The following is a 13,040-nucleotide window of genomic DNA, read 5'->3' as shown; positions in this document are numbered from 1 at the left end:
AGCCATTTTTGAAATGAAGGATTCACCCATGCGCAATGTGAGCAAGCGTGCTCTGATCAAGATGATCGGCCTGTCGGCCGTGTCCGTCGCCGCCCTGACCGCCTGCGGCAAGAAGGAAGAGGCCCCCGCGCCAGCTCCGGCTCCGGCCGCGGCGCCAGCGCCTGCAGCCGACAAGCTGAAGATCGGCTTCATGTACGTGAGCCCCATCGGCGACGGCGGCTGGACCTTCCAGCACGAGCTGGGCCGCAAGGCGATTCAGGAGAAGTTCGGCGACAAGATCGAGACGTCGATGGTCGAGAGCGTGCCCGAATCGGCCGACGCCGAGCGCGTGATGCGCGACATGGTGGGTCAGGGCAACAAGCTGGTTTTCGCGACCAGCTTCGGCTACCAGGAGTTCGTGCAGAAGGTTGCGGGCGATCTGAAGGACGTGAATTTCGAACACGCCACCGGCTACAAGACGGCCGACAACGTCGCGGTGTACGACACCAAGACGTTTGAAGGCGCATACCTCGCCGGCATCGTCGCCGGCGCGATGACCAAGACCAAGACCGTGGGTGTGGTCGCCTCGGTGCCGATCCCGGAAGTGGTGCGCAACATCAACAGCTTCGTGCTCGGCGCGCAGAGCGTGGACCCGAGCATCAAGGCCAAGGTCGTGTGGGTGAACGAATGGTTCGCGCCACCCAAGGAATCCGAAGCCGCGACCAGCCTGATCAACGGCGGCGTCGACGTGATGTACCAGAACACCAACTCGCCCGCAGTGCTCAAGACCGCGGAAGAGCGCGGCGCGCGCGCATTCGGCAAGGACGGCGACATGAGCGCGTTCGCACCGAAGGCGCATCTGGGCTCTGCAGTGATCGACTGGGCTCCGTACTACACCAAGGTTGTGGAAGACAAGCTGGCCGGCAAGTGGCAGACCGGCAATTTCTGGTGGGGCGTGAAGGAAGGCGCGATCGACCTGAAGAAGATCGCCGACGACGTGCCGCAGGAAATCAAGGACAAGGTCGAGAAGGCGCGCGCGGGCTTGAAGGATGGGTCGTTTGCCGTGTGGACCGGTCCGATCAAGGACAACACGGGCAAGGAAGTGCTCACCTCCGGCACCGTGGGTGATGATGCGTTCCTTCGCGGCATCAACTTCTACGTGAACGGTATTGAAGGGACCGTTCCAGGCGCGAAGTAATTTTCTGCCTGGAAAGGCCTTTCTCTTTTCCTCTCCCGTTGGCTTGCTTGCGGGGGAGGGTGGATGAAGGCCTTTTTCGTTTTTGTTTTTGTGGTTTGTGAAGCCTGTCTGGCTTCGATGGCAGGTCGTTTGGGGGCGCCAATACAGCCCCTCATGCGTCGTTGCTCACGCTTGCCGTACGAGAGTACTGTCTGCGCGTGAGACGCCTAGCCTGAGGGGCTGTCTTGGCGTTGGGGTTGTGGGGTGTTCGCTCTTTGCGCTTCCTGAGCTCGCTCCGGCTGGCGGGGGCGGGGAAGGTGCAGGGCTTTTTGCTCGCTTGTAAACAACAGGCGGTCAAAATTCCTTCATATTTCGTGAGCTTGGCCCGATTTGTGCATATATTTGCAACACGCCTCGAACGCTGGCCTGACGCAGGTGTTGGTTGCCTGATCGATTGGCTCGTCGGTTTTTGCGCTTTCCCACTATTCATTCAACAGAGGAATCTCACATGACGGATCTCCAAAAACGCTCTTTGATCAAGGTTGCTGCGCTGTCCGCAGTGGCGGCCGCCGCGATGGTTGGCTGTGGCAAGAAGGAAGAAGCTCCCGCGCCCGCACCGGCTCCGGCGCCTGCTGCGGCCGCACCGGCCCCTGCGGCACCTGAGCCACTGAAGATCGCGTTCGCCTATGTGGGCCCTGTGGGTGACGGTGGCTACACCTTCGCGCACGACGGTGCCCGCAAGGCGCTGGAGAAGGAATTCGGCGACAAGATCAAGACCACGTTCGTGGAGAGCGTGCCCGAAGGCGCGGATGCCGAGCGCGTGCTGCGCGACATGGCCTCGCAGGGCAACAAGCTGATCTTCGGCACGACGTTTGGCTACATGGACGTCATCCAGAAGCTGGCGCCCGAGTTCCCCGACGTGAAGTGGGAGCACGCTACCGGCTACAAGAGCGGACCGAACTCCGCCACCTATGACTTCCGCACGTACGAAGGCGCCTACCTCGCGGGCATCATCGCGGGCGCGATGACCAAGTCGAACACGCTGGGCGTGGTGGGCTCGGTGCCGATCCCTGAAGTGCTGCGCAACATCAACAGCTTCACGCTGGGCGCGCAGTCGATGAACCCCAAGATCAAGACCAAGGTCGTGTGGGTGAACGAGTGGTTCGCGCCACCCAAGGAAACCGAAGCCGCGACCTCGCTGATCAACGGCGGTGCCGACATCCTGTTCCAGAACACCGACTCCGCCGCCGTGCTCAAGACCGCCGAGGAAAAGGGCAAGCGCGCCTTCGGCTGGGATTCCGACATGACCGCCTACGGCCCCAAGGCCCACCTCGGCTCGGCCATCTTCAATCCCGCCGGCTACTACATCAAGACCACCAAGGAAGCACTGGAGGGCAAGTGGGCCACCCAGCAATCGTGGTGGGGCGTGAAGGAAGGCGCGATCGACATGGTCTCGATGGCTGAAGACATTCCAGCCGACGTGAAGGCCAAGGTCGAAGAAGTGAAGAAGGGTCTGGCCGACGGCTCGTTCAGCATCTGGAAGGGCCCGATCGCCGGTCAGGACGGCAAGGACCTGGTCGCTGCAGGCACCGTGGCCGATGACGCGTTCCTCAAGGGCGTGAACTTCTACGTCAAGGGCGTGGAAGGCAAGGTGCCAGGCGGCAAGTAATTCTTACTGCCCTCCATGAAAAAGGCCGCTTTCACAAGCGGCCTTTTTGTTTTTCAGGAGTGCGAGATCGATCACTTCCCCATGCGATCCAGCAGGCTGTACCAGGCCACGCCCGCCGCGATGTAGAAACGCTGCAGTCCATGCATCGGAATGGGCTGGATGGTCGAGATTGGGAACGGGCAGGACTGCGCGCTCTTGCCATCGAGCAGCGCTGCCACGTGCTTGCCCATGCAGGTCGCGAGCGCGATGCCGCGGCCGTTGTAGCCCACGGCCATGGTGATGCCGGGGGCGGGCTGGTGGATGTGCGGCATGAAGTCGCGGGTGACGGCGATGCGGCCGGCCCAGCGGTATTCATATTCCACCTTGCCCAGTTGCGGGAACATCAGTTCGAGCGAGCGCTCAAGATGCGCAAAATCAGGCGCGCCTTGCGGGTCGGCGAAGTGCCCGCGTCCGCCCATCAGCAGTCTGCCCTGGGCATCCTTGCGGAAGTACAGCAGCAGGCGCTGCGAGGTGGAGCCGGTCTCGCCTTTGTCGAGAATGCCCGCGCCCTTGGAGCCCAGCGGCTTGGTCGCCACGATGAAGCTGTTGGCCGCGAGCACCGTGCGCGCCAGACCGGGCCAGAGGCCGTCGGTGTAGCCGTTGGTGCCGATGACGACCTGCTGAGCCTTGATCTGCAGACCATTGGCGGTGGTGGCGATCCAGTGGCTTCCGTGGCGCTCGAGAGCGGAGATCGGCGTCTGCCCGTGCACGCGCACGCCCTGTGCCAGTGCCGCGCGTGCGAGGCCGCGTGCGTAGGCCAGAGGCTGGATGCCTCCGGCGCGTCCATCAAGCCAGCCACCGGCGAAGGTGTTGGTGCCCATGCGTTGGGCGAGTTCGGCGCGGCCCAGCATTTCGACCGCCACGCCGCGCTTTTCCCATTGCCGCGCACGCGCATGCATGCCTGCGACGGCCTCTTCGGTGTAGCCCACCTGGAGCCACCCGGCACGCACCGGAGCGCAGTCGATCCGGTGTCTGGCGATCAGGTCGAACACCAGATCGCCCGATGCCGAGACGGTCTCGATCAGCGTCTCGCCCTGTTCTGCGCCGAACATGCGGACCAGTTCGTCGGGGTCGTATTTGAGTGTGGGGTTGACCTGTCCGCCGTTGCGGCCCGAGGCGCCCCAGCCCGGCGCGTGCGCATCGACCACGCAGACACTCGCGCCCGTGCCGGCCAGATGCAGCGCGGTCGACAGGCCGGTGTAGCCCGCGCCGATCACCAGCACGTCGGTGCTGATGGACTCGGCCAGTGCGGGCGTGTCGGGCGCTGCGGGCGCAGTGGCGGCCCAAAGCGAATCGGCCGTGGGATGCGAGGACACGGACCGCACGGAGCGGTCCGGCGCAATGTGCGCTGTCATCGGCGCCGCTGTCATGTCGCCACCTTCCCGATGGGGGCGTGCAGCACGCGGCGCAGAAAGTCCTGCGTGCGTGCATGCGTGGGCGCGCCGAGCACCTGCGATGCCGGGCCTTCTTCGACGATGTTGCCGCTGTGCAGAAAGCACACGCGGTCGGCCACTTCGCGGGCGAAGCCCATTTCGTGGGTCACGACGATCATCGTCATGCCTTCGTTGGCGAGCTGGCGCATCACCTCGAGCACATCGCCGACCAGTTCGGGGTCGAGCGCGGACGTGGGTTCGTCGAACAGCATGGCCTCCGGCTTCATCGCGAGCGCACGGGCGATCGCCACGCGCTGCTGTTGACCGCCCGAGAGCTGCGGCGGCATGGCGTGCGACTTCTCGCCGAGCCCCACCTTGCGCAGCAGTTCCATGGCCTCCTCGCGCACCTTGTCCTTGGGCTCGCGCAGAACCTGCAAGGGCCCCTCCATCACGTTCTCGAGCACCGTGCGGTGCGGGAACAGATTGAACCGCTGGAACACCATGCCCATGCGGCGGCGCAGCAGGTGGATGTTGCTGGCAGCGCTGTTGACCAATTCGCCGAACGCGCGCACCTCGCCGCCCTGATAGGTCTCGAGGCCGTTGATGCAGCGCAGCACCGTCGACTTGCCCGAGCCCGAAGGCCCGATCAGGCAGACCACTTCGCCGCGTTGCACGTTCAGACTCACGTCATGCAGAACGCGGTGATCGCCGTAGGATTTTTCCAGATGTTTTATCTCGATCATGGCTTTCTCTTCCCCGCGCCAAATCGCTTTTCAAGACGGCGCAGCATGCCCACCAGCGGCAGGCTCATCGCCAGATAGAGCAGGGCCACGAGCGTGTAGACGGTCATGTTCTGGAACGTCGAGGAGGCGATCAGCTGACCGGCGCGCGTCATCTCGGCCACGGTGATGGTGGAGACCAGGGACGAGTCCTTGAGCATCATGACCAGCGTGTTGCCGTAGGGCGGCAGCGCGATGCGAAACGCCTGCGGCAGGATCACGCGGCGCATCAGCATGGCCGGGCGCATGCCCATGGCGAGCGCGGCTTCGCGCTGGCCGGGATCGACGGCTTCGATGCCCGCGCGGAAGTTCTCGGCCTGATAGGCCGAGTACGCGATGCCCAGACCGATCACGCCGGCCTGGAAGGCGCTGAGCTGGATGCCGAAGTCCGGCAGCACGAAGTAGATGTAGAACAGCTGCACGATGATGGGCAGCCCGCGGATGATGTTGATGATGGCCGAGGACACCATCGACACCGCCTTGATCGGCGAGAGCTTGCCCAGTGCGAGCACCAGACCGATCACGCTGGACAGCAGGAACGACAGCACGGTGACCTGCACCGTGACGACCGCTCCCTGCAGCAGGATCGGCAGGAAGTCGCGTGCGTGTTGTATGAAATCTTGCATGGAATGGCGCAGTCGTCAGCGGACGTCAGATGCCCCATTTCTTCACGATCTGGGCCAGCGTGCCATCGGACTTGATGGTGGCGATGGCCTTGTTCAGTCGGTTCAGCGTTTCGGTGTCGCCCTTGCGCACGATGAGGCAGACGTCGCTCACGTTGGTGGACTGGTAGCCGTTGGCCATCTTCACGCCCTGGAAGGCCTTCTGGCTGATCTGGTAGACCATGATGGGCTGGTCGCCGACGGCGGCCTTGATGCGGCCGAGCGCCAGATCGCGCGACATGTCGGCCACGGAGTCATACGTGCGCACTTCCTTGAAGATGCCTTTCTTCTGGAGCATGTCCACGAAGACGGTGCCGACCTGCGCACCAACGACTTCGCCCTTGAGCTCATCGAGCGTGGGGTAGTTGCGGTTGTCGTCGGCCTTGACCATCAGGCCTTCGCCATATGAATAGACCGGCTCGCTGAACTCCACCACCTGCTGGCGTGCGGCGGTCTTGAGCATCGCGGCCGAGATGATGTCGATCTTGTTCGAGGTGAGCGACGGAATCAGCGCGGAGAAAACCGTCTGCTGCACCGTGACCTGAAAGCCACCGGCCTTGGCCACCGCCTGCGCGGTATCGACCATCATGCCCTGAATGCTGTTGCTCTTGATGTCCAGAAAGGTGAATGGAATGCCGGTGGCGGTCGCGCCGACGTTGTAGCTCGCGGGTGCGGCGCCTTGTGCGCTGGCGAAGCTGAACGTGGAGGCAAGGCAGAGCCCGAGTGCGAGACGCAGAGTGGAACGGATGAAGGATGGCATGTGAAGACTCCTTGGACAAGCTGAAAGGGAAGGTGATGAACCATTGGCGATTCACCAGTCGGGTGCGGACTTCCGGGCGAACTTGCCTTTGGAGTTGCCGCTCGGACAACTGAGCAAGAACCGTGCAATCATCGATTTTTGGAACTCATTTATGAATAGGTAATAACCACTATTAGATTCTCATGTATCGATATTCGATATTTTCGATGTGGATATACACTCGCATCCCATGACCAATGCGACCCTGACCGCGTCCGAGGAAGACGTGAATCCGCTGTTCAACCAGTCTCTGGAGAAGGGGCTGGCAGTGCTGTGCGCCTTCAGCGCGCAGCGGCGCAGCATGACGCTGGCCGATCTGGCCGAGGCTGCCGGCATCAGCAAGAGCTCCGCGCAGCGGATGGTGTTCACTCTCGAGAGTCTGGGCTTCGTGCGCAAGCACCCCAAGACGCGGCGCTACCAGCTCACGCCGCGCGTCATGCGCATCGGCTTCAACTACCTGGCGGCCAATCCCATCATCGATCTGGCCAACCCCTATCTCTCTGAGCTGACCAATGCGACCACCGAAACCGCCTGTCTCACCGAGGCCGATGGGCTCGAGATGGTCTACGTTGCCCGCTTCGTGAGCGCGCAGTTCGTGCCGGTGCATATGCCGATCGGCTCCCGCATCCCCATGTACTGCACCGCATCGGGGCGCGCGTGGCTCAGCGCCTTGCCTGACGAGGAAGCGCTCGCGCTCATCCGTGAGAGCGAGCGCGTGGCGCACACGCGCTTCACCATCACCGATGAAGAGGCGCTGATGCGCGAACTGCGCGAAGCCCGCGAGCGCGGCTATGCGATCAACCGCGAGGAGCTTTTCCTTGGTGACATGACGCTCGGCGCGCCGGTGCTCGGGAGCCACGGCCGCCCGGTGGCCGCGGTGCATATCGTCGCGCCCACCAGCCGCTGGACGCTGGCCGAAGCGGAGCAGCGCCTCGGTCCCTCGCTGGTGGCGTGTGCGCGTTCGCTGAACAACTCGGTGCGGGCGCTAGACTAGGCACAAGAGCATGTTGGCGATCTCCACACGGTCTTGCAGACGCGGCCAGAGGCGGTCTGCCTGCGTTGCAAATCCTCGCGATGAAATCGCAAACATGCCTTGAGTACATTTTGAAAAAAAAGGAGTTCCTGTTTTGAGCATTCAAGTCATTTCCAACGACAGAGCCCTCGCGTCCCTCGTGAGCAGCGGCACCGTGGCGATCCCACTGAGCGAGCCCGCCTGCCAGTTGCGCACCCTCGACGTGGCGATCACCGATCGTCCTGCCGTCGACACCGGTTTCTGGGAGTGCTCGGAAGGCCAGTTCCGCCGCGCGGTGGACACGGGCGAGGTGATGTACATCTTCGAAGGCTCGGGCAGCTTCATGCCCGATTCCGACGACGAACCGACCATCGAGTTCAAGGCCGGTGACACGCTTTTTTTCCCTCCGTTCACCCGCGGCGTGTGGGACATTCGCGAGAAGGTCCGCAAGCTGTATGTGATGGTGTGAGGCGGCTGTGAGTGGAGCCCTTCCGGTTCTCGATCAGCCAAGCGCCGCACTCGGCCAAAAGGTACGAATCGAGCGAGCGGGCGCCCACTTGGCGTAAGATCGCCAGCACGCTCCAAAGCCGCCCCAGGGCGGCTTTTTTGTTGGCACACAAGAATTTCAGGTAGCCCTCCCCATGATCGAAACCACCCTCTGGCATCCCGTCGCGCAATCACATGAGGTGCTGCAAGACGCACCGCTGTCCGCGCAACTGCTGGACCAGCCCGTTGTTCTCTGGCGCAGCAACGAAGGAGCCGTGCAGGCCTTTGTCGACCGCTGCCCGCATCGCGGCGCGCGCCTGTCGATGGGGCGTGTCGAGAACGGCCACCTCGAATGTCCGTATCACGGCTGGCAGTTCGCGTCGGGCGGTCAGTGCATCAAGGTGCCTGCCGTGCCCGATTTCGTTCCGCCCGCGACGCAGCGCGTGAAGGCCTTCGATGTGCAGGAGGCCTACGGTCTCGTCTGGGTGCGGCTCGAACAGGGTGAGTCGGCCACCGAACTGCCGCGCTTCGTCGGCGAGGAAGACGAACACCTGCGCAAGGTGAACTGCGGCCCTTACGACGTGGCCGCGAGCGCGCCGCGCATCATCGAGAATTTCCTCGACATGTCGCACTTTGGATTCGTGCACGAAGGCTGGCTCGGCAGCCGCGACGCGACGGCCATGGCGGCCTACAAGGTTGAGAACACCGCCACCGGCGTGCTCGCCACGGGCTGCAAGGCCGTGCAGCCGCAGTCTAATCTGCATTCCACGCAGGCCGCCGAGGTCGAGTACACCTACGAGGTAACCGCTCCCTACACGGCGGTGCTCACCAAGATCCCGGAAGAGGGCAGCTCCAAGCAGGGCTGGCGCGAGGCCATTGGCCTGTTCATCTGCCCGCTCACGGCCGATACGTCGCGCGTGTGGTTCCGCCTGGCCGTGGCTGACTTTGAATCGACCGACGCGCAACTGCGTGATTTCCAGCACACGATTTTTGTGCAGGACCAGCCGGTTCTGGAGTCACAATTGCCCAAGGCGCTGCCGCTCGATCCGCGTGCGGAAATGCACTCGGCGGCGGACCGCATGTCCTCCGCCTACCGCCGTTACCTCAAGGCCAGCGGCATCACCTTTGGAGTTTGCTGATCATGTCGTTCCAGGTTCCCGCGATCGATCCCGCACGCCTGCCCGCGCTGCTCCAGGCCATGCCCAAGGCCGAACTGCACATGCACATCGAAGGTTCGCTGGAGCCTGAAATGATCTTCGCGCTGGCCGAGCGCAACGGCGTCAAGCTCGCCTATGACAGCGTCGAAGCGCTGCGCCGAGCCTATGCCTTCACCGATCTGCAGAGCTTTCTAGACATCTACTACGCCGGTGCGAGCGTGCTGCTCAAGGAACAGGATTTCTACGACATGGCGCGCGCCTATCTCGACCGCGCCGTGGCCGACAACGTCGTGCGCACCGAGATGTTCTTCGACCCGCAGACCCACACCGACCGGGGCGTGCCCATCGACGTGGTGATCAACGGCCTGCACCGCGCCTGCGTGGACGCCGAGCGCGAGCAGGGCATCTCCGCCGCGCTGATCCTGTGCTTTCTGCGGCACCTGTCCGAAGACGCAGCCATCGCCACTTTCAAGGCCGCGCTGCCGCACAAGGACAAGTTCATCGGCGTCGGCCTCGACAGCAGCGAGGTCGGCCACCCGCCCGAAAAGTTCGCCCGCGTCTTCGCCATGGCAAGGGAAGAGGGTCTGCACCTCGTCGCCCACGCAGGTGAGGAAGGCCCGCCGGAATACATCTGGAGCGCGCTCGACGTGCTGCATGTGGAACGCATAGACCACGGCGTGCAATCCGTGCGCGACCCGCAACTCATGCAACGCCTCGCCAAGGACCGCATCGCGCTCACTGTCTGCCCGCTGTCCAACGAAAAGCTCTGCGTGTTCCCCACGCTGGCCGATCACAACATCAAACAACTGCTCGAAGCAGGCCTCGTCGCCACGGTGAACTCGGACGATCCGGCGTATTTTGGCGGCTACATGAACACCAACTTCACACGCCTCTTTGCCGAAGTGCCGGGGCTTACGGCGCAGCATGCTTACCAGCTGGCGTTCAACAGCATTTACGCCAGTTTCGCGTCGGTGGGGGATAAGGGGCGTTGGGTGAGGCGGTTGGATGAGGCATTTGAGGAGGCGGCTGCGGCGGCCTGATCATGTCGGCGCAGGTGTTGCTCAGCGTCCGCGGCGCGTGACCTGAGCGATGTGCGCGGATACCGACTTCGATGCCACGCGCTCGCGCGTGCCCATCAGCGCGATGGCTCCGAGCAAGATCAATCCAACACCATACGCATAGGTCGTGGGCAGCAGTCCGAACTGACCCGCAGCGATGCCCGCCGCAATGGCCGGCACGCTGAATGCCAGATAGCTCGTGATGTAGATCGCGGAGATCAACCCACCGCGTTCGTGCGGTTCGGCCTTGGGAATCACGCTGCGCAGCACGCCCTGAAACCCCACGCCAAAGCCCGAGCCCGCGATCACCGAGGCCAGCAGGATCAGCAGCAGGCTGTGCCAGTGCGTGCCCGCCAGCATGCACGCGACACCCAGCACCAGCGCCACGCCGCCGATCTGCAGCAGGGCGCGCGGGCTGCGGCTGCGCAGTGTCCAGATCGCGGCGGCGGCGCTCAGCGTGTTGATGCAGACCGCCAAGCTTGCGGCCACGTCAGAGCCTGTGACCGCGCGGATCAGCGTTGGCCCGAGCGACAGATAGAAACCACCCAGCGCCCACACCGTCACGCTCATCGGCAGCACGCGCAAGAACGCCTCGCGCAGATGCTGCGGCACGCGCACCTTGGGGCGCATCGCGGCCAATGCACCGGCGCGGCGCGTGCCCGTCTCGGGCATCACCATCAACGCAGCCACCACGGCCAGCAGCAGCACCGACAGCAGCCAGAACACCCGTCCCAGATCGTGCGGCCACCAGCGCGAAAGCTCCCCGGCCACCAGTGCGCCAGCGGCCATGCCGATCATCGGCGCCATCGTTCCAATCAGCGTGCCGCGCTCGCGGTGCAGATCAAGCAGCGCCGCACCGATGGCCGCACTCGCCATGCCGGTCGCAAAACCCTGCAGCACACGCGCCAGCACCAGCGCTTGCACATCAGCGGCCCGTGCGAACACGACGAGCGAGAGAATCTCCAGCGCCAGCGCCGCAAAAATCACCGGCTTGCGCCCGAGATGATCGGACAGCGCGCCCGTGGTCAGCAGCGCCAGCAACAGACTGAACGCATAGATCGCAAAGATGAAGGTCAGCATGCCCGGCGAGAAATGCCACAGCTGCTGATAGAGCCGGTACAGCGGCGTCGGCGCGCTCGATGCGGCCAGAAAAGTCCCCAGCGCGAACGACAGGATCGCGAGACTTTGCCAGGGGGCGAGGGGCTTGGGGGAATGTTGCGACAATGACATGGTCAACAGCCTTGGAGTAGGATTAATGCGAAAAATTTGCGTTAGCGAATTGTGAGGTGAAGTCGCGTTAACGCAATTTTTTAGCTTTAATAACCATGACCGCAAAAGTCCCATCCCAAAGCCGCCCCGGCGGCCGCAGCGCCCGCATCCAGGCCACGGTCTACCAGACCGTGAAGGACCTGCTCGAAACCATGCCGCGCGAGGACCTGAGCTTCCCCCTCATCGCCACCCATGCGGGCGTGACACCGTCCACGCTCTACCGCCGGTGGGGCGATGTGCAGCAGTTGCTCGCCGACGTCGCGATTGAAATCATCCGCCCCTCGGTCCAACCCGCCGACACCGGCACCCTGCGCGGTGATCTGGAGGCCTGGGCGGAGCAGTTTCTGGAAGAGTCCGCTTCTCCTCTGGGCCGCACCATGCTCAACGACATGGCCGCCGTCTCGCACAACGAGCAGATCCCATGCGCCTGCGTGAACATCGTGCGCGAACAGCTGGGCGTGATCACCGCGCGCGCCGAGGCCCGTGGCGAAGCAGCGCCGGATGTGGAGGTGCTGCTCGACATGCTGGTCACGCCGATTGTTTATCGGGTGCTGTTTGGGCTGACACCGGATGTGGGGTATGCGGTGGGGTTGGTGGGGCGGGTGTTTGGGGGGAAGAGTTGATGGTGGGTGTCAATCGACAGCAGACTAACCCACTCTAGAAGATGCATCACACGTCAGTTGATGAACAGATTGGCAAATTCAGCAAATGATCCATTTTTCGGATCCAAACAATGCGGAATGGTGCATACGCTGAAATAGTTGAAGACCGCTTCTGGTTGATATCCGAAAGAAGCTGCAACCCGGCGGCTGGGTGCGTGATGCAGTACTTGATAAATCTGTCAAACTCCATGCTTGGTGTCCACAAGGTTGGCAGCAAGTTTCCTTTTTCCTTGGGAAAGACATGTTGCGAAAAACGCATGGCTGTCAGAATTGTTGATTCACGAACTTAAACAAAACTGGGAAAGCTGATGGCCAGTATCTCCTCTACCGTTCGACGTCGTATCAAGCGTTACGTCCGCCGCAGAGAGAAGGTGGTTCGCAATCCTGCTTTTGCTGGGACACCTAGACTCTATCGCTTTGATGCTGCCTTGCGGATTGTGGGGTGTGGTCAGCATCACGACAGCATTGCGCGAATCACTGGGCTGAGTCCCACGCAGGCCCATCGTAAGGGCGAACGACGATTCGGCAAAAACACTTGGTTAGAGGACATATGGATATTGGCGTCGCCATTGGACGGCGAGGCTGATATCGATGTGCATCTCGATTGGCTTTGGAATGCCATCGCTCCGCACAAAGAGTATTTTCGCGAAATCATCTCGCAATCTACAAGTGCTCACGTCGTTCTGGGGTGCTTTTCTGAAAGTCCGTATCCGTTTCTGTCGGTGAAATCCGATTCTTTGCGCTTATTGCGGGAGTTGGAAATCGGAGTTGCGTTTAACTTCACATGTGTTTAGAGCGGCTAACACAACCGATCAACAAACCTCGCGCAGATAATCGCTGCAGCTAGTTTCAGTAGCGCTTCATGAGTCTGAAGGCGTCGCTCGAACCGGATGCGCAGCTTGCCAAAGCCTGCAAACCA

At 62.6% G+C, this 13,040-nt stretch carries 13 protein-coding genes and 1 pseudogene; 8 read left to right on the top strand and 6 right to left on the bottom strand.

Translation table 11 applies throughout. The features are described from left to right. The first annotated feature begins 28 nt into the window (after window positions 1-28). Both ISG32_RS03940 and ISG32_RS03935 read left to right on the top strand, forming a co-directional pair. Entirely contained in the window at window positions 29-1,177 is a 1,149-nt protein-coding gene (locus ISG32_RS03940; RefSeq protein WP_194769752.1) for a BMP family ABC transporter substrate-binding protein, read from the top strand. Window positions 1,178-1,664: 487 nt separating this feature from the next. Further along, a complete protein-coding gene (locus ISG32_RS03935; RefSeq protein WP_194769751.1) occupies window positions 1,665-2,825 on the top strand; it encodes a BMP family ABC transporter substrate-binding protein in 1,161 nt (386 codons plus the stop codon). 71 nt (window positions 2,826-2,896) lie between these two features. Here ISG32_RS03935 and ISG32_RS03930 read toward each other — a convergent pair whose 3' ends face one another. The 4 genes from ISG32_RS03930 to ISG32_RS03915 are packed head-to-tail and all read right to left on the bottom strand — an operon-like array spanning window position 2,897 to window position 6,438. Next, window positions 2,897-4,219, bottom strand: a complete 1,323-nt coding sequence (locus ISG32_RS03930; protein ID WP_407645025.1) for an NAD(P)/FAD-dependent oxidoreductase — start codon at window positions 4,217-4,219, stop codon at window positions 2,897-2,899. Between the two features lie 11 nt (window positions 4,220-4,230). After that, window positions 4,231-4,980 (bottom strand): amino acid ABC transporter ATP-binding protein, encoded by a 750-nt coding sequence (locus ISG32_RS03925; protein ID WP_194769749.1) that lies wholly within the window; start codon window positions 4,978-4,980, stop codon window positions 4,231-4,233. Next, window positions 4,977-5,642: an ectoine/hydroxyectoine ABC transporter permease subunit EhuD gene (gene ehuD, locus ISG32_RS03920; RefSeq protein WP_194769748.1), complete on the bottom strand. Its 666-nt coding sequence runs from the start codon at window positions 5,640-5,642 to the stop codon at window positions 4,977-4,979. Before ehuD ends, ISG32_RS03925 begins: the two co-directional genes overlap by 4 nt. Window positions 5,643-5,667: 25 nt before the next feature. Further along, the gene (locus ISG32_RS03915) at window positions 5,668-6,438 is read right to left on the bottom strand and encodes an ABC transporter substrate-binding protein (RefSeq protein ID WP_194769747.1); all 771 of its coding nucleotides are present in this window, start codon (window positions 6,436-6,438) and stop codon (window positions 5,668-5,670) included. Between the two features lie 229 nt (window positions 6,439-6,667). On the opposite strand from ISG32_RS03915, the gene ISG32_RS03910 reads away from it, so the two are divergent. From ISG32_RS03910 to ISG32_RS03895, 4 genes are all read left to right on the top strand, one after another. Continuing rightward, complete coding sequence (locus ISG32_RS03910; protein WP_194769746.1) at window positions 6,668-7,471, top strand: IclR family transcriptional regulator; 804 nt, start codon at window positions 6,668-6,670, stop codon at window positions 7,469-7,471. 133 nt (window positions 7,472-7,604) lie between these two features. Beyond that, window positions 7,605-7,958: a cupin domain-containing protein gene (locus ISG32_RS03905; RefSeq protein ID WP_194769745.1), complete on the top strand. Its 354-nt coding sequence runs from the start codon at window positions 7,605-7,607 to the stop codon at window positions 7,956-7,958. Window positions 7,959-8,130: 172 nt separating this feature from the next. After that, window positions 8,131-9,114 (top strand): aromatic ring-hydroxylating dioxygenase subunit alpha, encoded by a 984-nt coding sequence (locus ISG32_RS03900; RefSeq protein ID WP_194769744.1) that lies wholly within the window; start codon window positions 8,131-8,133, stop codon window positions 9,112-9,114. Window positions 9,115-9,116: 2 nt separating this feature from the next. Then, a complete protein-coding gene (locus ISG32_RS03895; RefSeq protein ID WP_194769743.1) occupies window positions 9,117-10,172 on the top strand; it encodes an adenosine deaminase in 1,056 nt (351 codons plus the stop codon). A gap of 21 nt (window positions 10,173-10,193) precedes the next feature. Here the strand turns inward: ISG32_RS03895 and ISG32_RS03890 are convergent, their stop codons facing one another. Next, window positions 10,194-11,420: an MFS transporter gene (locus ISG32_RS03890; protein ID WP_194769742.1), complete on the bottom strand. Its 1,227-nt coding sequence runs from the start codon at window positions 11,418-11,420 to the stop codon at window positions 10,194-10,196. 95 nt (window positions 11,421-11,515) lie between these two features. Between ISG32_RS03890 and ISG32_RS03885 the strand changes: the two genes are divergently transcribed. Together ISG32_RS03885 and ISG32_RS03880 are read left to right on the top strand one after the other, a co-directional pair. Then, window positions 11,516-12,082: a TetR/AcrR family transcriptional regulator gene (locus tag ISG32_RS03885; RefSeq protein WP_194769741.1), complete on the top strand. Its 567-nt coding sequence runs from the start codon at window positions 11,516-11,518 to the stop codon at window positions 12,080-12,082. 347 nt (window positions 12,083-12,429) lie between these two features. Then, window positions 12,430-12,915, top strand: a complete 486-nt coding sequence (locus tag ISG32_RS03880; protein WP_194769740.1) for a DUF4279 domain-containing protein — start codon at window positions 12,430-12,432, stop codon at window positions 12,913-12,915. Between the two features lie 5 nt (window positions 12,916-12,920). On the opposite strand, the pseudogene ISG32_RS03875 reads toward ISG32_RS03880, so the two are convergent. Then, window positions 12,921-13,040, bottom strand: a pseudogene (locus ISG32_RS03875) (IS5/IS1182 family transposase); the annotation flags it as partial.

It is taken from the genome of Diaphorobacter caeni (assembly GCF_015354245.1).
GTDB lineage: Bacteria > Pseudomonadota > Gammaproteobacteria > Burkholderiales > Burkholderiaceae_C > Diaphorobacter_A > Diaphorobacter_A caeni.
This window is presented reverse-complemented; position numbering and strand designations above follow the sequence as displayed.